This window comes from Filimonas lacunae (genome assembly GCF_002355595.1).
GTDB classification, from domain to species: Bacteria; Bacteroidota; Bacteroidia; order Chitinophagales; family Chitinophagaceae; genus Filimonas; species Filimonas lacunae.
Genome location: NZ_AP017422.1, coordinates 5,984,649 through 6,005,054 on the forward strand (window position 1 = coordinate 5,984,649; position 20,406 = coordinate 6,005,054).

Annotated in this window: 16 protein-coding genes; 7 read left to right on the plus strand and 9 right to left on the minus strand. The window is 43.9% G+C overall.

What is annotated here, in order from left to right; genetic code table 11:
- Positions 1–4 precede the first annotated feature (4 nt).
- On the minus strand, positions 5–1,033 hold the full coding sequence (locus tag FLA_RS23530; RefSeq protein ID WP_076374953.1) for a S66 peptidase family protein: 1,029 nt from the start codon (positions 1,031–1,033) through the stop codon (positions 5–7).
- Between the two features lie 137 nt (positions 1,034–1,170).
- Between FLA_RS23530 and FLA_RS23535 the strand changes: the two genes are divergently transcribed.
- From FLA_RS23535 to FLA_RS23545, 3 genes are all read left to right on the plus strand, one after another.
- The gene (locus tag FLA_RS23535; RefSeq protein WP_076374955.1) at positions 1,171–2,937 is read left to right on the plus strand and encodes a tetratricopeptide repeat-containing sensor histidine kinase; all 1,767 of its coding nucleotides are present in this window, start codon (positions 1,171–1,173) and stop codon (positions 2,935–2,937) included.
- Between the two features lie 2 nt (positions 2,938–2,939).
- Positions 2,940–3,713, plus strand: a complete 774-nt coding sequence (locus FLA_RS23540; protein ID WP_076374957.1) for a LytR/AlgR family response regulator transcription factor — start codon at positions 2,940–2,942, stop codon at positions 3,711–3,713.
- Between the two features lie 123 nt (positions 3,714–3,836).
- Positions 3,837–4,694, plus strand: a complete 858-nt coding sequence (locus FLA_RS23545; RefSeq protein ID WP_096511263.1) for a hypothetical protein — start codon at positions 3,837–3,839, stop codon at positions 4,692–4,694.
- Positions 4,695–4,774: 80 nt separating this feature from the next.
- Here FLA_RS23545 and FLA_RS23550 read toward each other — a convergent pair whose 3' ends face one another.
- From FLA_RS23550 to FLA_RS23560, 3 genes are all read right to left on the minus strand, one after another.
- On the minus strand, positions 4,775–5,617 hold the full coding sequence (locus FLA_RS23550; protein ID WP_076374961.1) for an SDR family oxidoreductase: 843 nt from the start codon (positions 5,615–5,617) through the stop codon (positions 4,775–4,777).
- Between the two features lie 99 nt (positions 5,618–5,716).
- Entirely contained in the window at positions 5,717–6,265 is a 549-nt protein-coding gene (locus FLA_RS23555; RefSeq protein ID WP_076374963.1) for a hypothetical protein, read from the minus strand.
- 1 nt (position 6,266) lies between these two features.
- Positions 6,267–6,737, minus strand: a complete 471-nt coding sequence (locus FLA_RS23560) for an RNA polymerase sigma factor (protein WP_076374965.1) — start codon at positions 6,735–6,737, stop codon at positions 6,267–6,269.
- Positions 6,738–6,953: 216 nt separating this feature from the next.
- Here FLA_RS23560 and FLA_RS23565 point away from each other — a divergent pair, with 216 nt between their 5' ends.
- The 3 genes from FLA_RS23565 (at position 6,954) to metG (ending at position 10,529) form a co-directional block, all read left to right on the plus strand.
- A complete protein-coding gene (locus tag FLA_RS23565; RefSeq protein ID WP_159445045.1) occupies positions 6,954–7,457 on the plus strand; it encodes a BON domain-containing protein in 504 nt (167 codons plus the stop codon).
- Between the two features lie 183 nt (positions 7,458–7,640).
- Entirely contained in the window at positions 7,641–8,195 is a 555-nt protein-coding gene (locus tag FLA_RS23570) for a fasciclin domain-containing protein (protein WP_076374969.1), read from the plus strand.
- Between the two features lie 189 nt (positions 8,196–8,384).
- Positions 8,385–10,529, plus strand: a complete 2,145-nt coding sequence (metG, locus tag FLA_RS23575) for a methionine--tRNA ligase (protein WP_076374971.1) — start codon at positions 8,385–8,387, stop codon at positions 10,527–10,529.
- Between the two features lie 78 nt (positions 10,530–10,607).
- Here the strand turns inward: metG and FLA_RS23580 are convergent, their stop codons facing one another.
- The 5 genes from FLA_RS23580 to FLA_RS23595 all read right to left on the minus strand — a co-directional run bounded on the left by FLA_RS23580 (position 10,608) and on the right by FLA_RS23595 (position 17,757).
- Positions 10,608–11,687 carry a YncE family protein gene (locus FLA_RS23580; RefSeq protein WP_076374973.1) on the minus strand — a complete coding sequence of 360 codons (1,080 nt, stop codon included), beginning with the start codon at positions 11,685–11,687 and terminating at the stop codon, positions 10,608–10,610.
- A gap of 6 nt (positions 11,688–11,693) precedes the next feature.
- The gene (locus tag FLA_RS23585) at positions 11,694–16,070 is read right to left on the minus strand and encodes a DUF6531 domain-containing protein (RefSeq protein ID WP_076374975.1); all 4,377 of its coding nucleotides are present in this window, start codon (positions 16,068–16,070) and stop codon (positions 11,694–11,696) included.
- A gap of 223 nt (positions 16,071–16,293) precedes the next feature.
- Positions 16,294–16,572 (minus strand): hypothetical protein, encoded by a 279-nt coding sequence (locus tag FLA_RS31255; RefSeq protein ID WP_144263940.1) that lies wholly within the window; start codon positions 16,570–16,572, stop codon positions 16,294–16,296.
- Positions 16,573–16,595: 23 nt separating this feature from the next.
- Complete coding sequence (locus tag FLA_RS23590) at positions 16,596–16,961, minus strand: VOC family protein (RefSeq protein WP_076374977.1); 366 nt, start codon at positions 16,959–16,961, stop codon at positions 16,596–16,598.
- Between the two features lie 67 nt (positions 16,962–17,028).
- Positions 17,029–17,757 carry an AraC family transcriptional regulator gene (locus FLA_RS23595; protein ID WP_076374979.1) on the minus strand — a complete coding sequence of 243 codons (729 nt, stop codon included), beginning with the start codon at positions 17,755–17,757 and terminating at the stop codon, positions 17,029–17,031.
- A gap of 206 nt (positions 17,758–17,963) precedes the next feature.
- Here FLA_RS23595 and FLA_RS23600 point away from each other — a divergent pair, with 206 nt between their 5' ends.
- Entirely contained in the window at positions 17,964–20,342 is a 2,379-nt protein-coding gene (locus FLA_RS23600) for a 3-hydroxyacyl-CoA dehydrogenase/enoyl-CoA hydratase family protein (RefSeq protein WP_076374981.1), read from the plus strand.
- Positions 20,343–20,406: the final 64 nt, after the last annotated feature.

The window sequence follows — 20,406 nt, forward strand, 5'->3', positions numbered from 1 at the left end:
TTCTTTACCGCAGGGTTTCCAGTTCAGCAGCCGTAGCCGTTACCGTTAAACGGTGCTGCATACCACATTTTAATGCAAAATTGTTACGCTGGTGCCCTACCGGAAAATCGAAGCATACCGGGTAGGTATAGGGTTTTACCTTCTCCTGTACAATGGCATAAATATCTTTGGGAAACTCCTCTTCCGGCACCAGATCGGCATCCACACTAAAACCGCCTATCAGCAATCCTTTCAACTGTTTCAGTTTGCCGGTACGTTTCAGGCTCCAGAACATCCGGTCTATATTATACAACTTCTCATGCACATCTTCCACAAACAGAATTTTCCCCGCCACCTCTATATCCGACCGGGTACCCGCCAGGTTTTCAATCGTGCGCAAATTGCCCCCTATCAGTTGCCCGGTGGCTTTGCCCAGGCGGTTGTGCAGGTTAGGAATAGCGGAGTAAGTCATTTTTTCGCCTGTTAACGCTTGTTGTATAGATTGAATGGTAGCCATTTGAACAGCATCTGCCTTACTCCAATCGTCCGGAAAGCTGTTGCACATTTTAGAATGCAGGGTAGCCACGTGATAATTCTGGTGAATATGCCAATGCAGCACCGTGATATCACTAAATCCAATGATCCATTTAGGATGGGAACGCAAAGAAGAAAAATCAATTTTATCGAGGATGCGTATAATACCATAGCCACCCCGGGCGCATAAAATGGCTTTGATGCGCCTGTTATTCAGCATATATTGAAAGTCGGCCAAACGTGCTTCGTCCGTTCCGCCCAAACTACCCTCCCGTGTGCCAATGGTTTTGCCTACTTCCACAGCAAAGCCCCAGCTGGTGAGTTGCTGCACAGCACTTAGAATATCTTTTTCAGCAATAAACCCGGCAGGGCTGGTAATGCCCACCACATCCCCTTTTTTTAAATAAGAAGGAATAATCCACCCGGTAGCCTGCTTCTTTTGTGGCCATAAAAAAGAGGTGGGCAAAGAGCTGGCCGCCAGTAGCAAGCCTGCCTGTTGAATAAATGACTTCCTGTTCATGCGTTACTTTAAAGTTAACAGATAAATGCAGCTTTTCCAATTACCTGCAAGCGGGCAAATTTCATCGGCGAATAGATTAAAAAAGACCGATAATTAATACTTTTGACGAATCGTAACCTACATAAACTCGAAAACGCTTGAACAAGTTGCTGCTCTTCTTACAAAAATGCCTGGTATGTGTATGTATACTCAGTGCACCTGTTACATACGCCCAACCCTCTGCCACAGATACCACTTCTACCTCTGATGCCAGAAGCCGGCAAACATTAGCACAGGCCGATACTTTCATTACCAAAGGCAAGCCCGATTCGGCTATTCAGTTGCTACAACAATATATGGCTACCGCTGGCAACACAATTGGTAAATACTCCCTGCAAAAAGCCCACCTGGGCTTGGGTAAAGCCTATTTATTGCGTGAGCAGTTTGATGAATCGCTACAACACTATTTAACCAGCCTTAGCTACAATAAACTGGACAGCACCAATAAAGAAACAGCCGATGCCTACATAGGTATGGGCGTTGTATACTCCCGCCTGCGCAACTTTCCACAGGCGGAAGCCTACTTACAAAAAGCACTGAGTATTTTACAGCAGCCGGATAAAGACCGCTTAAAGGCCCTGGTAAACCTGGCAGGTGTGTATATGGAAGCCGGCAACCAGCAACACATATTACCCACCCACCAGGAAGCACTGGCACTGGCCGCCCACCTGAAAGCTGCGATGGTAAGTGCAGTTTTATACACCAACCTCAGTAATTACTATCTAAAGAATAGCAACTGGACGCAAGCTATCAGCACTGCACAGCAAAGCATGCACATACGCGATTCGCTGAAAAAACCGTTGTCTGTTATCACCCTCAATAACCTAGGCTATGCCCTGGTGCAATCCGGCAACATTCCGGCAGGCGTCAGCTATTATCAACAGGCCTTGCCCACCGCCACCCTCAACGAAAAAAAGCAATTGTTATATAACCTGGCCAATGCCATGAACGCTGCCGGCAATTATCAGCAGGCAGTGCAATACTTTCAGCAATACGATACCGTAAAAGACTCTATTGCTAAAAAGCAATACGAACAAAAAGTAGCCGAACTCACTACCACCTACGAAACCGCTCAAAAACAACAGCGCATTAACACACTGGAAGCGGAAAACAAAGCCCGGAAAAAGCAGATCATCCAGCTGGCTATAGGCGCTATTCTATTACTCACATTGCTGGCAGGCATTGTATATCTGCGTTTCAAAAACCTGCGCGTAAAGCAGTTGCTGGAGCAGTCACGCATGAAACGCCAATTATTACAGGTGCAGTTAAACCCACACTTTCTGTTTAACGCGCTCAACCATATACAGCAATATATTTATAAGAATGACGCAGCCAATTCTATGACTTACCTGGCCAGCTTTAGCAGGCTCATGCGCCTGATACTGGAAAACTCGGAAAAAGAATACACCACCTTGGAAGAAGAATTGGAAATGCTGCGGCACTATATTACCCTGCAACAATCCGGCACACCCACTTTTGACTTTGAGTTGCAGGTAAGTCCTGAGCTAGCAACAGACAGCATAGACATTCCTATTATGCTGCTACAGCCTTTTGTAGAAAATGCGATTATACATGGGGTTAAAAAACGGGAAAACGGCAAATTGTTATTGCGTGCCGAAGCCCAGCCACCGTTTTTGCACATTACTATAGCAGACAACGGAACAGGTATACAGCTTGCTACAGACCACGCACCCAATTCCCTGCACCGTTCCATGGGTAGCACCATTGTAAACCAGCGCATAGCAGAATTCAACAAAACCAATCTGTTTAAAATAAGATTACAAATAGAACCCACCAGTAACACCACCACTTATCCTGGCACAACAGTACATTTGTATATACCTGTTAAAGCCAACGAGCCATAACCATGAACAAACCGGTTAACCATATATGCTGTTTACTGTTAGAAGATGAGGAAGGCGCCCGCCAGATGATGCAAAGCATTATTCAGCAGCAGTTTCCTGAACTGGTGGTGTACACAGCTACCAACCTGGCAGAAGCGCGCAGCACCTTTCAGCAACACCAGCCACAGGTGCTGATACTGGATGTAAACCTGCCCGATGGCAACTCTTTTGAATTACTTACCTCTTTATACAACCAGGGATACCAGCGTTTTAAAATAGTGTTTATCACCGCTTTTGCCGATTATGCCGTGCAGGCTTTTCGCTTTAGTGCACTGGACTTTTTATTAAAACCTTATACCCCGCAGGAATTTACAGGTACCATTAGTAAAGTGCTGGACAGTATTGATGAAGATGATTACAGGTTACGCCTGGAAACCTTTTTTCACAATACCACCCAACCTGCCGATGGCGATAAAAAGATAGTGCTAACTACCCTGGAAGACATTCACATAGTAAAGCTGAGTGAGATATTACAAGCTGAATCGGACAACAATTATACCCGCTTTTATTTTGAAAACGGGAAAGAACTGCTGGTATCACAACCTTTAAAAACATTTGAGAAAAAGCTGGATACCCAGGGGTTTATGCGTGTGCATCAATCGCACCTGGTAAACCTGCACCATATTACCGCTTACCGTAAAAAAACCAACCAGCTGGTGCTGAAAAACAATATAGCCGTACCCGTTTCGCAGAATAAGAAAACAAACGTGATGGAATACCTGGGCAAATTATCATAAACACGCTGCAAATTCTCAAGCAATCGCCCCCTATGCTCAATAGGCATCTAAACACCATGGCTTCGGCAGGGCTTTGGCTACTTTTGGAGTAGCACACCCGTTTTATCGCTTTAAACACGAACCATGAAACCATTACACATAACTATGCGAAACCTGTTTGTGGCCATGCTGGTAATTTCCTGCACTATGGCACAAACTGCACAGGCCCAGTTTTTTAAGAAACTGCAGCAAAAACTGGAGGACAAAGCCAACGCCAAAGCAGACAATATTTTAAACGGCAAAAAGAAAGAATCGACCACCACTTCTTCCGACGAAAATAATAGTAGCAATGGAGTGACTAAAGGCAAGCTTCCTTATGAAGAAGAGCTTTTCACATTTATACCTGGCACCAAACTATACTACTCCGATAGTCTTGTAAATGAAACAACAGGCACCATGCCTAAGCATTGGAAAACACATAGTACAGGTGCAGTAACTACCGTGCCTGATGTGCCCGGCAAATGGTTAAGTATGCGGCCCCGTTCAACCTATCGCATAGATAGCTTATTACCCATGCCTAAAAATTTTACCCTGGAATTTGATTTATTAACCCGTTGCGACAAGCCCGAAAATCTGGAAAGTATACGGTTTGGTTTTTTAGGGGATAATAATGCCGCAGGCTATATCTATGGCTTTGACAATGAAAACACCAGTGCCGTTACTAATATCAACTATAGCTACAACTTTGTAAATAACAGGAGCTACGATACAGACACCAACAATGAACTTAAATTTCCGTTGAACAACTTTGGCAACAGGCTTATTCATATGTCTGTTACTATAGAAGGACAACACATGCGCGTATACCTTGATAAATGTAAAATGCTGGATGCTGATATGTTTAACCGCACCACTGCAAAATACTTCTTCATCAGTACCGACGATACCGACTTTAATAAAGCCCGCGTTTATATCAGTAACCTACGAATTGCAGAGCTGTAAAGCCCTGCATACAACTTAACTATTGGAAAAGGGGAGCTTTCAATAGAATGCCGGCCTATGTGGCCGGCATTTTCTATGTATTAGTTGGCAAAGCCTGTGGCTGTAGCCAGTTCTTTTACCGATAACAGATCTTTTTGCACAGCGGCTATTTTAACATCAGCCATGTTGTAGGCATCTTGTCCCAGGAAAAGGTGTAAAGGTGGCTGTTCCATTTTAGTAACCTCAATCATTACATCAGCAGCTTTTTCCGGATCACCTGCCTGGTTGTTGTTAATAGAATGCTGGTGTGCATTCTGTACTTCCCTCACATGATCGTATCCTTCAATTTGCTGACTGGTAATGCCCAGTGAGCCTGCATCCAGGAAGTTGGTTCTGAAATAACCGGGAGATACCACCGTTACATCTATACCAAACGGTTTCATTTCTGCTGATAAAGATTCGGTAAAGCCATGTACTGCAAACTTGGCTGCACAATAGATGCCAAAGCCCGGAAAGTTGCCCGTAAAACCGCCTATGGATGCAATGTTAAAGATATGTCCCGACCGCTTCTTACGCATATAAGGCAGCGCTGCCCGAATGATGTTTAACGAACCAAATACGTTTACATCAAAGTTTTGACGGGCTTCTTTATCTGTAAGTTCTTCCAATGCACCTACTACACCGTAACCTGCATTATTTACAATTACATCAATACCACCAAATTGCGCTACCGCTGTTTCTATGCCTTTGCGCACGCTATCCTCATTGGTTATATCCATAACCAATGGTAAAAACTGTTCGCTTTGGGCGCCTGCTGCCTTTTGCAGGTCTGCCGCATTGCGGGAGGTGGCAATTACTTTATAACCTTGTTGTAATAAACGTTTTACCAATGTAAGTCCCAATCCTTTTGATGCGCCGGTAACCAGCCATATCTGTTTGTTCATTGTGTATAAATTTTAATAACACAAAGCTACAGAAGCCAATCCCCTGCTTAAAAGCAGCATTCAAACCAATACTTGCATAATTCAAACACACTTGCAAAATCACAACATTTGCAAACTATCTACAGCATTTTTCACCGTTGCCACTCTTTTTTTCCATAATAATCCCAGCCAACCCAGTTGCACACTAAACACCAATCCAATGCCCGCCAGCATCCAATACTTTACGATGGTAAACTGCACCACTGATATAAAAAACACCAGTAAGCAAACCGCCGCCAGCAGCCGGCAGGCTACACTCAGGATAGCAAAGCGGCGTAAAGCATGTATCCGGTTTTCCAATACAGCCTTAACAGGCAGTTCCGCCACACGCAGCCCGAACAAAAAATAACCAGACACATGGTGTGCTATCACCAGCAGCATTCCCGCCAGTAACAGCACATTCGCATATACCGGCTTTTGATTGCCATCAAACGCATCATTATATATTAATAAAAACAAGGTAAAGCTAATCACTTCCAGCACAATCTGCCGGCGTATGCGTTTAAATACCGGATGCTTACTTTGTACCAATAGTTGCTGCAAAGCAATTTTGCTATCTGCATCAGCCGATGCGCTGTTCCATATATCTTTTAAAACATCATTACTCATATTATATCAGTTTTAATAGTTGTTGAATTTTAGTTTTTATCCGGTTCAATTTTACGCCTACATAGTTTTCTGTAATACCCATTATTTCGGCAATCTGTTGGTAACTCATGTTTTCCAGGTATAAAGCAATAAGCGCCTTATCGCCATCATCCAGTTGCTTTAAAGCTGCAAAAAAACGCTCCTGCTCGTCCCGGTTAACAGGCACATCTGCTTTTTCCGGCAACACATCTGTATAAGTAATCTTTACCTGTTTTTTTCTAAAGCCGGCAATAGCCGTAGTAAGCGCCACCCGGTATAGCCACGAACTAAACTGTGCTTCGCCCTTAAAAGACGGTGCAGACTTCCATAGCTGAAACACAATTTCCTGGAACAGATCTTCCCGGTCTTCTTTAGAATCGCGATACAACCTGCATATCTTATGAATTATGCCCTGATGCCCGTCTATCAATTGTAAAAACTGCGCCTGGTCCATTCTTCGGTTTTATTTCATTATTAGTTGCAGAAATTGTATAACACTTACACGAATCAACATATTTTCCCCGTCTCTGCCCCCGCCTCCTGAACCGCTTCCCAAACATTCTGGTATTAAAGTTGTTACTAAAGGTCAGCAAACCATCTTACAATATATAATGAGAACACCGTTAACACCGTCATCTATTTTATAACCATACCGTTTACCACTATGAAAATGAACAAACTAGCAGCCATTGTAGGATTAATGGCATTTAGCGTACTGACAGCCTGCAAAGGCACAAAATCCGACGCAGAAATTCAGGCGGCAGTAGCAGAAAAAATAGGCCCTATCCCTGGAGTAATGGCCGACACCAAAGATGGTGTAGTAACCTTATCGGGTTCTGTTCCGGAAGACTCACTAAGAACCTCAGCCGAAACACTTACTAAATCAACAGAAGGAGTAGTAAGCGTGGTAAACAGTATTACCATAGCCCCTGTAGCACCTGTGCTTCCGCCGCCAGCCGACACTACCGCATTGTCTACATCCACAGATACACAAATTAAATCCAGTGTAGACATGCTTATCAAAGAATATCCTGGAACCAAAGCAAGTGTTAAAGATGGTGTTATTACTGTTACCGGAGAATTAAGCGCCGCCAAATGGACCACTTTAAAAACTGCACTGGATGCATTAAAACCTATATCCATAGATGCATCAGGTTTAACTGTGAAAAAATAACACGTTCTTCTATACTGTCTGTTTTTTAAAGAGCTATCTCTGTATAAAGAGGTAGCTCTTTTCTTTATATAGATATCAACAAGCTTTTTTCCTTCACAAATGTTTATTTATAGCCCTTCCAAACCAACAACGTTTACCACTCGTAACTAAACGTAACAAAGAATACTTTATAAAAAACCATTTATGAAAAAAATTACATTTTTAATGTTGGCGGCTATGTTATCTATTGTAACCATCAACACAACGATTGCGCAGGAAAAAACAGTGATGGTAGGTGGTGCAGCTATGTACCCTTCTAAAAACATTATCCAAAACGCAGTTAATTCAAAAGATCATACCACATTAGTGGCAGCTGTGAAGGCAGCAGGCTTAGTAGAAACGCTGGAAGGAGCCGGCCCCTTTACCGTGTTTGCGCCCACTAACAAGGCTTTTGATATGCTACCTAAAGGCACAGTAGAAACCTTGTTAAAGCCGGAAAACAAAACGATGTTACAAGGCGTATTAACTTACCATGTAGTAGCAGGCAACTGGGACAGCAATGCCATAGCAGCAAAAATTAAAGAAGGAAATGGCAAAGCTGAGTTTACCACTGTGCAAGGCGGTAAATTATGGGCCTGGATGAAAGGGGACAAATTGATGCTGAAAGATGCAAAAGGCGGTATGGCAACGGTTACCATTAAAGATGTTCATCAAAGCAATGGCGTGATACATGTAATTGATCATGTATTGATGCACTAATCTCAACCGGCATTTATATTTACCCGGTAGTTTCCGGTACGAAGGCGTTACAGTAGCCAACTGTAACGCCTTTTTGTTGCCTGGATGTAAAAAGCCTGTCATAAAAGGCCTTTACCCTTTCAAAACCATAAGAATTCCCCTTCAACCCGGCCAATTACGTACTTTTGCAGTCCGACAGAATATTCGAAGATGAATCAACCAAAGAGATACCTGATAACAGCGGCTTTACCGTATGCGAACGGCTTAAAACATATCGGACACCTGGCAGGCGCTTATTTGCCCGCCGATATTTACGTGCGCTACCTGCGGGCACAGCAAAGAGATGTAGTTTTTATTTGCGGCAGTGACGAACACGGCACCGCTATTCCTATACAGGCCATGAAAGAAGGCACTACCGCCCAGGCCATTATCGACAAATACCATCCCATCATCAAACAAAACTTTGACGACCTGGGCATTAGTTTCGATATTTATCACCGCACCAGCGCCCCTATTCACCACGAAACTGCACAGGAGTTTTTTAAGGTGTTGCACCAAAACGGCGATCTGGAAACCAAAGAAACCGAACAATACTACGACGAGCAGGCCAAAACCTTTCTCGCCGACAGATATATTAAAGGCACCTGCCCTAATTGTGCTAATCCCAATGCGTATGGCGATCAGTGCGAAAAGTGCGGAACCTCGTTAAGTCCGGATGAGCTTATTAACCCCATCAGCACCCTTAGCGGTAACGCTCCGGTTAAAAAGGCTACTACCCATTGGTACCTGCCTTTAAACCGTCACGAAGATTTTTTACGCGAGTGGATCATTAAAGAACATGGTAACGACTGGCGCGCCAGCGTAGTTGGCCAGTGTAAAAGCTGGATTGACGGCGGCCTGCAGCCACGTGCTGTAACGCGCGACCTCGACTGGGGTATTAAGGTACCGGTAGAAGGCGCTGATGGAAAAGTTTTATATGTATGGTTTGATGCTCCCATTGGCTATATCAGCGCTACCAAACAATGGGCGCTGGACAACGGCAAAAACTGGGAACCATACTGGAATGATAAAGAAACCAAACTGGTTCACTTTATCGGGAAAGACAACATTGTATTCCATTGCATCATCTTCCCCGTAATGCTGAAATTGCACGGCAATATCCTACCCGACAATGTGCCCGCCAACGAGTTCATGAACCTGGAAGGCGACAAAATGAGCACCAGCCGCGGGTGGAGCATTGAAATGGATGATTATATCAATGACTGGGTGAAAAAAGAAAACGGCGGCGGCCAGATGGCAGATGCCCTCCGTTATTATTTAACCACTATTGCTCCGGAAACTAAGGACAGTGAATTTACCTGGAAAGGTTTTAAAACAGCTTATACCAGCGAGTTATCTGACATATTCGGCAACTTCGTAAACCGCGCTTTCGTGCTCATGCACAAATTGTGCGGTGGCAAAGTTCCTCCTTTCCATAACGACCTTGTTGACGATAAGGACAAGGAACTGATGGAAGACATTAAGGCCACCAAAGAGAAAGTGGAAACCTTAATTGAACAATATAAATTCAGGGATGCGCAGAATGAAGTGATTGACCTGGCACGTAAAGGCAACAAATACCTACAGGAAAAAGCGCCATGGGCTAAAGTAAAAGAACTGGCCGAAAACCCTGAAGCGCAAAAACTGATCGACAACAGTTTGCACCTGTCATTACAGTTAACAGCAAACCTCGCGGTGTTTATCAATCCTTTCCTGCCATTTACAGCACAAAAAATGCTGCATATGATGAAGGTGGTAGATAAAATGCTGCAATGGGAAAACGCCGGCAGCCTGAAACTGTTAAGTGTAGGTTACACTTTACGTGCGCCGGAAATTCTGTTCAGAAAAATAGAAGACAGCGAAATAGCAGCACAAACAGATAAATTAAAAGTAGTGTTAGAAAAGCAACAAGCCGCTACTGCAGCAACTTCTGCTACAGCTCCTGCCCAGCCAGCAGAAAAAGCCGCCAAACCGGAAGCTGCTCCTAAAGCAGAGATCCAGTACGACGACTTTGCTAAGCTGGAACTGAAAACCGGCACTATTGTATCAGCCGAGAAGGTAGAAAAAGCGGATAAGCTATTGAAACTATCGGTAGATCTGGGCACTGGAACCCGAACTATCGTGTCTGGTATTGCTATGCACTACCAGCCTGATCAAATTATTGGCAAACAAGTAGTGGTAGTAGCCAACCTGGCTCCCCGCAAAATGCGTGGTATTGAAAGCCAGGGTATGATATTAATGGCAGAAGACGCCAATGGCAAACTGCACTTTGTTAATCCGGAAGAGAAGATCAACCCCGGAGCAGGTGTAAGCTAAGGATCATTATAACAAACTCGTAATAGCAAAGCCATCTTCTTTTACAGAAGATGGCTTTTTGTTTTATAACAAGTATCATTAAAGCACCTCTTCTACCAATTCATCTGCATCTTCATTTTCAGGAGCAAGCACATTTCGCTGTACCAGCGGAAACTTCAATTCTACTTCTCCAAAATCCGGTTTTACACCTGTTCCACTACCTATATACTCTCCTCCATCTGCACTGCTGCCCCATTCATTATTGAAATAATATACCACGCCTTCTTCTGCCACTGCTACCAGGTAATTGCCATGTACACGGGAGTATATCCACTGGTATTCATCTGAATAAATACGCTGGAAAGTATTATTACCATAATTGATCTTAAACAGATCTCCCCCGCTGTAAGGAAAGATCATTTCCTGGTTATCCAGTAACTGAAAATCTATATTAAATGAATAGCCTATTTCATTGCCAAAAGTATCGTTCGGATAATCTTCGGCCAACACAAACTCTTTTTCATAGTCAAGACCGGGATAAGAGTGTATCTGCACATTTAAAGGAGGAAAACCACCGGCAATGAAAAGTTGCTTTTTGTTTTTGCTGAATGCCACCTTACTCACAGAGAAATAACATTCCAGCATTACATCCAGACTATGAATACGATTATCCTTGTCAATAACATTGAATAATAAAAATCCGGAATCTTCACTATCTGAGGCCACTACTATTAACGTTTGCGCATCGGCATCCCACACCAGCTGTTTTACAAAATTGCCACTTACCAGCTCTGTTTCCTTACGCCTGGCCTCTATATCCCACACCTCAATCATATCCGTGTATACATTGGCGCAATACAAACGATTGTATATAAATGTAACTACCGAGTACGCATTTTTTTCTCCAACAGGTTCACCTATTAATCCTAACACCTTCTCACTGGCAACATCATACATTACTGGCAAGTTTCCTACGCCCGCAATAATATACAGCCCTTCCTGCCAGGTAATATCCAGTATTACCTCCAGCTCTTTTATTATATGTTGCTTCCAGCTTCTGCCGGCAATATCTACTTCAAAAAAAGTATTTGCAGAAAGCAGCAACAGTTTGTGCTGTTGCTGCTGATGAATCACTTTATAAACCGGACTATTTAATTCTATACCAAAAGCTTTTTCCATATATCTCTATTTAGGACAACCTGTATGCTCTTTTACACTTTTTTTCTTCTCTGAAACACCTTTTCTTCTCGCTTTCTTATTCGCAACCGAACCATCTGATACCGGGTAAGGATTACTGTACATAACCACCTGGTTTTGCGGCAGTGCTCTTTCCAGTTTACCCATACAGTTTTGCATACCTATACCGGAACAAGGTTCCAGCTCTGTATACAAATGCTTCACATCATTCATCGCATTACGGGCATCCAACTCATCCAACAGATATTTTTCGGAGTGGTAAATACCGTCTGACGATTTCACAATCACATCCCCGTTATTCAATTCTGCCGCTGCCACGTTTCTACCCGAAGTGATCCCTGGGTTATTATTCCTGTAATCGATAATAGCATCTGACAGCGGGTGATTATCATAAGGTACCTGTTGTAAGATAATTAAACCGGAAGGATCTACTTCCACATTTACATCATGCACATACAGGTATAGCTGTAATTTTCTTCCTCCAAACCTGATAGGATCCTGGCTGATATAAGTGCCTGTTTCGGGGTTATAATACCTGAAACGGTTATAGGCCAGGCCAGTTTCGCCATCAATATACTGCCCCTGATAAAGATAGGGTATAAAGTTTTTCTCCCCTTTTTCGTGCAGCAGGTTGCCGTAACAATCCAATTCACGCTCCCACACTTTGTTACCTTCATTATCGTAAGCATGTGTAGGTGTGCCCAGGTAATCGGTAACAATGCTATAGGTTTTACCCTTATCTATTTTAGCGCAGGGCGCAAAAGTTCCCCCTTCAAACACCCAGGTAATTACCTCTTCGGCAACTTCCTCTTCTTCCACTACTTTACCTGCCGCATTGATGACAGCCTTAGGAGGATATTCCCCCTGATAGCTCCATTCATGCAAAGGCGTATTTCCATCCCATACCCAACGCGTAACAATACCTTTATAGTTTTTAGCAATTCTTCTTCCCAACGCATCATAACAAAAAACTACTTCATTACCAGCAGGCGTTATCACCTTATTTAAACTGCCATTAGCATTCCACACATACCACCAGCCGGTTCCGGAACCTTTGTTCGCCAACTCTGCTTCCTGCAATAATGCCTGCTTGTCTTCCGCATGCAAATTGGCATTCAGCTTAAACTCTTTAAACAAAAGATTGCCTTCTACATCATAATAGTAATAATGCTTCTCATCTTCGGTGAGCTGGCCGCCTTTAGCATATACCCTGTCGTTACGCTGCGGAGTTTTATAAATATTTCCTATTTTATCAGGTACCCGGTAAATCGTTTCTAATGTATTGTTTTGCGAATAGGTGGCACTGGCAAGATTGTTAAATGTATCGTAGTTAAATTCTGCCTTCGCATGCGTGATCTCATTTACTATTTTATTCAGTTTATCGCCCCGCCCCCACTCGTAACGCATACTGCTTTCTTCGATATGATGCACACCAATACGCCTGCGCTCTACCCTTCCCAGCCTGTCACGCTCAGTACGCACCTGTATGCCCCCGGTTAGTTCACGCAGTAATTCCAAACCGGTATCATTCCTTTGCCAACTGGCACCCCATAACTCCTGCCCCTGTTGCTTTACCTGCATCGCAGACAAAAAGCCTTCACTGGTATACCCCAGCTCTATAGCAGCACCAAGATTACTGCTGGTAAATACGCATTGACCATCTTCATTATATTGCTTATCTACCTCGTAAACGCCCTGTTTCTCTTTTACAATACGCCCGGCTGTGTCTCTTAACAGGCTAACAACGGAACAATCATTGACTGCTTCTACCAAACGTCCGTCCTTGTTATACCTGTAAGCAGCCATGCTGCCATCAAAATGCTCTTCTCCAATTGCATTGCCCACTCCATCGTACTGATAATTGGTCCAGCGTCCACCAGGGCGTAGTACTTTAGTTACCCTGCCAGCACCATCCCGCACATACCTTCTGTTTATACCATCAAAGCCCCATTCACTTACTACATTACCTACGGCATCAAAACCATACTTATATAACTCTCCCCCCTCATTGGCTATACTTTTCAGTTGCTGCTCTGTGTCATAGTTAAACCGGATGAAATGATCGTCCTGTCTTCTTTCCACAAGCACCTCGCCAAATCCATATGTATAAAATACTTCATGCCCGTTGTTATCACGTGCATGTATCATGTTACCTGCGGCATCGTATTCCAGGTAATGTTTAACACCATCGGCCTGGTGTACTCCTGTCATATTACCCGCCGCATCATACTTATAAGAGGTATTGTTGCCTGCTGCATCGGTTGCCATTTCCAGTCGCCCCAGCGAATCAAATGCCCAATGCAAATGCGTACCATTGGGCATTTGTAAACGGGTAACATTATACTGATCGTCGTACCGGAAACAAAAACTACGCCCACGATTATCGCTTACACGTTCTAACAGTGGCCCTGCATATTCATAATTCAATACTACCCCATTGGCATAAGACCGGCTGATCACCCGGCCTTTATCATCATATTCGTTGGAATAACTGGCGCCTGCGGGAGTAACAAAGTCAACCATATTTAACTGGTCGTCATATTTGTAAACAGTAGCTTCCCCGTTTTCATTGATATATTTTATAATCTTGCCCCAGACATTGTACTGATATTTAATGCTCAGCCCTTCCGGATTCACTACCAGTTCTAATTCATCAAACTCATTATATTCCTGCATGGTAATGCCACCATTGGCATCTACTACTTTATACACCAGGTTACGGACATCGTAATAGTATTGTGTAATATGTCCCAGACTATTCCTGCTCAACGTTTTACCATCTTCATACTGAAACCAGTATTCCATTACCCCATTATCGCCCCAGGCATGTACACAACGCGCGTCATCTCCACGTCCTTCATATTCCCAATAAAAACGGTGACCGCTAAAGCTAACCATGCCTGTAAGCAGGCGTTCTGCATAGGAATAGGTTTTACAACCTCCTGTTGCATTGGTTATTTCTACCAGGTTACCAGCTTCATCATAACGGTACTGTACATGATTGATCCTACCTAATCCTACAGCATCGGAATACACACTTTCTATTCGCCCTAAAGCATCGCTTGCTACATGTAGTATCCTGTTACTGCTATCCTCCATTTTCAACAGCACACCGGATGCGCTATAAAAGAACCGGATGCAAAAGCCAGTTAAGGTTTCTATTGCCGACAGCATCTGAAATCCCTCTTTATTCCTGTTTCCTGAAAACCGGTATATCAGCTTATCCCTATCCACTAAAACATACCCGTTATATTCTCTTTGCCATAATAACTGCTCTTTCCTGTTATAATAAGCATCGCCAAAAGCCAGTGCAGGCATAGCAGCTTCACGGCCATCGCGCAGGCGAACCGTAAACCATTCATTACCCATATCATAAATACCCATGTTATAGCTGTGGTGCCAGTTATAACCCAATGGTCCTTCACACTCCGCATTGCTGTAATAAGTTCTTGTCCAGGTAAAAGGAATAGGCCCTGGCAATTCAAAATCAACATTACTACTAAACACTTCGCCTGTAACTACATCTACAGGGTCAGTTAAACATATTTTTTTCTCTTTCGGATGCCCTTCTCCCAGGTGTGGATTTTTGGTTTCCGGCGCTTTGGCCTTTCCTTTCCCTCTTGCCTTTTTCCACATTTTACCTAACCCCTTCAAAGCCAGTTTAAACATGAGCTGAAACAGATCTATTGTTGGCGGGCCACCTGCCATTACAGGCCCGCCACCGGATGTAATGATCAGCAGCATAGAAGTAGGCGCCATCAACGCCATCTTGGGCTTTGGCGGCTTATTACGGCGCATAATGGAAGGGATACCTACAATATTACAGGATAAGGCAGGATGAAACTGGGTAGAACAAGGACCTCCATCTGCCAGCACTGTAGAACTGCCCATCCACATTTCGGAAGAGGCCATGGGTGATACCACCGGGGCAATATGCGCAATCATTGCAGGCAAATGCTGAATGCCTGTTCCTGCATTGGCCACCCACTGGTTATGCACTTTTACGGAGGGCTTCATGGCGTTAACAACAGCAGAAGCTACACTCAACACTGTTACAGGAGGTTCTACCGGCTCTTCCCCCTCCGCAGGCTCTGGCGGTGCGGGAGGCTCGGGCAATACAGAAGCGATGGCGCTCATCACAGCACTCATAATATCAAACACCATCCCAATATGAGGAACCGGTAATAAAGGCGAAGGTGGTAATACAGTACTATGAAAATCAACGCCCAATGCAAGATCAAAATACTTGGCTACGTTTTGTCCAGGAAAGGCAGGTATGATGCTTGCCATCTTAGCCTGCAAATGATCCAGGGCGTCTTTCTTTTCGCTGAATGCAGCTGCAAATCCTTTATTTTCTATAGGCATAACCCGCTCAGATTAAATTGGTTGCTAATTATCTGTGGATGCAGGTTTAATGGTTGATCATTTGTTTGTTAGCAGATCAGGTGTGCAGTAGTTGTGCACAAATTATGCCATAGGACAGCAGGCAACCTTAAAATTTAAAACTTATATATATGTATTTAAAACAACACTCATAGTTATTGAAAGCCTGACAATTGTATAACCAGGCACTAATAGCTTTCACATATCAGCAAAACGACAATGCGTTTAACAAGCAAAAGAAAAAAATCACCATCCCTGCTATTAAAAACAAAGAAGAATAAATTGCCATTTTTCTACGTGGAGTATCTGCCACACACCAGCTTACAATAGCACTAACCAACGCTGCCAATGGCCCCAAAAAGCCAGGCCATTGAAGTACGGAAACCCATATATCGAAGTAAAGAAAAAACCAGGATACGATTGATACACTGCTAAGCACCAGCGATACATTCGCAATTGTAGCAGCAAGGGTTTGCTTGTTCATTTGACGGGTTGAATCCAGCTGCTTTAATGCGCAGCTGGCTCTTGCCCAAAAGTAGGATTATATATGAAGCCTATTACATTATTCCAGGGATCTTTCACAGTGGCCACCACAATCTCCCCTCCTACATTAGCCGGCGCTTCATGCACGGTTGCACCCAAACTTAATACACGCTGATAATCTTCGTCCATACTATTCACACCCCAATAGGCCAACACATTATCGCCTGTAACAGTTTCGTCGGGCTGCAGGCCCAATTCGTAACCACCAATATTAAAGCCTACATAAAAAGGCGCATCAAAATAAGGTTGCTGCAAAAACACAGCGGCATACCATTCTTTCGCTTTTTGTATATCTCCTACGCGATAAATAACAGTTCTTAATCCTAGCATAAAACAGTTTTTGAATCACAAATGTAAAAATGCGCCCCCTGGAAGCGCTTGGAAAAAAACGACAAAATCAATAATAAGAAGGAGAATGCCCGGTGTACTTTTTAATCTCATTAGCCAGGTGCGCCTGATCGTAATATCCATATTGAAAAGCGATCTCTTCCAAACTCACTTTTTCGCCCACCTGCCTGATGTGTTGTAAGGCAGCCCCAAACCGCACCACGTTAGAAAAAGCCTTGGCGCTAATGCCGGTGGATTGCAAAAACTGCCTTTCCAGCTGACGGGGGGTGATAAAATGCGCTTTGGCCAGCAAGCCAATACGTTTATTACCCTTATGTATTATAATGTCTGCAATGACCGGCAACAACCGGTGATGCTCCTGCGCCTTCCTTGCCAGAAAATAGGCATCCAACCTTTGGGAAAAACCAGCTTCCGCCAACCGGCAATTCAACAGATCGCGTTCAAATTCTATACAACCATCCGCCGTATCGTGTAGGGGCAACTGATAAAACAATGCAAAAGCAGCTGGTTTAAAACGGACACCTATTAATAAAGCGTTGGCTCTCAAAACACTATCCGCAAAAGCCGTCATGGTACCGTTTAAATACACTTTATCTGCTGTCATCACTTCTTTTGTCCCGGCATCCGAAACCGAAGAACCCAGGTTACAAATAATATCCACCGCCCCATCTGGCAATATCCGGCTGGTAACACTGGTAATATTACTACCCGTAGCCACCTTCCAGTAAGCATCTATATAGGGGCGTAAAGCAATATGTGGCAGATATTCAGTATACATATAACCCACTGAAACTATTACAAAAAATAGCAATGGCCAACACAATTCTCTAAAATCTCCCCCTTTCCCCCAACGGTTTTATTCCCTTTTTTATAACAAAAAAATCAGTCGCCAGTCCTCCAGACATCAAAAAAGCTATTTATCTTCGGTAACAATAGTTGCATAGCTAACTATTTAGTCGGGAAATTTTCTAAACGCATCAGATCATGAAACGTACGATCAAAAAAGTAGCAGTGTTAGGAAGTGGAGTGATGGGGTCGAGAATTGCTTGTCATTTTGCCGGAACAGGCGTACAGGTACTTTTACTGGATATTGTTCCCAAGGAAGCAGTAGAAAGCACCAAGCCAGCCGAGAGAAACAAAATAGTGAATGACGCGCTGCAAGCCGCCATTAAAAGCAGTCCCTCTCCCGTATACCACAAAAACGTTGTCAAAAACATTACCACCGGTAATTTCGACGACAACCTCCCACAAATTGCCCAGTACGATTGGGTAATAGAAGTAGTGGTAGAACGCCTGGACATTAAGCAATCGCTCTACCAAAAGGTAGAACAATATCGCAAACCAGGCGCTCTTATCACTTCCAATACTTCGGGTATTCCCATTCATATGCTAAGTGAAGGCCGTAGTGAAGACTTTAAAAAGCACTTTTGCGGCACACACTTTTTTAACCCGCCGCGTTACCTGCGCCTGCTGGAAATCATTCCTACCAAGGATACCGACCAGGAAGTAGTTGATTTTCTGATGCATTACGGCGATCTGTTCCTGGGTAAAACCACCGTACTGGCTAAAGACACCCCTGCCTTCATAGCCAACCGTATTGGCGTGTTTGGCATTATGAGCATCTTTAACAGCATGGAAAAGCTGGGCCTGAGCATTGATGAGGTAGAAGCCCTTACTGGTCCGTTAATTGGCCGCCCTAAATCGGCCACCTTTCGCACAGCCGATGTTGTTGGTATAGACACTCTGGTAAATGTGGCCAAAGGCGTAGGCGCTAATTGCCCTAACGATGAAGCCAAAGCCGTATTTGCCATTCCCACCTGGCTGGAAAAACTGGTAGAAAACAAATGGTTAGGCGATAAAACCGGCCAGGGTTTCTTCAAGAAAACCAAAGGTGCTGGTGGTGAAAAAGAAATACTGGTGCTGAACCTGCAAACGCTGGAATACGAAGCCCGTAAGAAACCAAAATTTGCATCGGTAGAAACGGCTAAGCCTATCGACAGCCTGAAGCAACGCCTGAAATTATTAGTAGCAGGACAGGATAAGGCCGCAGAATTCCTGCGTCATTTCCACTATGCCCTGTTCTCTTATATATCACACCGCATTCCTGAAATAAGTGACGAGTTGTACCGCCTGGACGATGCCATGGAAGCAGGTTTTGGCTGGGAAATAGGCGCATTTGAAAGCTGGGATGTGTTAGGTGTGGCTGATACTGTTAATAAAATGGAAACAGCCGGCTACACTGTAGCGGAGTGGGTAAAAGACATGCTGCACTCTGGCATCAACACCTTTTATAAAGTAGAAGCCGGCAAGCGCTTGTATTATGATATGGCTACCAAAGCCTACAAACCGCTACCTGGTGGCGAATCATTTATCATACTCAACAACTATAAAGAGAAAACAGTATGGAAAAACGGCAATGCCTCCCTGTTTGATATAGGGGATGGCGTAGCAGCACTGCAATGGAACACTAAAATGAACACTATTGGCGGGGAAGTGCTGGAAGCTGTGAACAAAAGTATTGCCCTGGCAGAAGAGAAATTCAAAGGTCTTGTTATAGCCAACGACGGTGCAAACTTTAGTGCTGGCGCCAACGTAGGTATGATATTTATGTTTGCCGTGGAGCAGGAATATGACGAGCTGGACATGGCTATTCGCCAGTTTCAGAACACCATGATGCGTGTACGTTATTCTTCTGTACCTGTAGTGGTAGCTCCACACGGACTTACCCTTGGAGGTGGTTGCGAAATGAATTTGCATGCCGATAAAATCTGCGCCTCTGCCGAAACCTATATTGGTTTAGTAGAATTGGGTGTAGGTTTAATACCCGGAGGTGGTGGAACTAAAGAGTTTACCCTTCGGGCTGCTGATGAGATGCACGAAGATGAACCGGAAACCATCACCCTCAAGAACAGATTCCTTTCGATTGCTACAGCCAAGGTGGCTACTTCGGCCCATGAAGGTTTTGAAATGGGTATTTTACGCAAAGGTCATGATGAAGTGATAATGAACCAGGCAAGAAGAATTGCCGAAGCAAAACGCAGCGTTATTGAGCTGTACGACAGTGGTTATCAAACCCCTATTCAAAGAAAAGATGTAAAAGTATTAGGCCGTTCGGCTTTAGGCGCCTTATATGCCGGCATTAACGGTATGTGGCGTGCCAACTATGCCACCGATCACGATGCACTGGTAGCCCGTAAACTGGCCTATGTGATGTGCGGAGGTGATTTAAGCGAACAAAGCCTGGTAAGTGAACAATATTTACTGGACCTGGAAAGAGAGGCATTTTTAAGCTTATCCGGTGAAAGAAAAACACTGGAAAGGATACAAGGTGTATTGAAAACCGGAAGGCCTGTCAGGAACTAAGTATTTGCGAATACACATGAGAGAACCGGAAGCCGCCCCATACACATAAGGGCGGCTTTTTTAT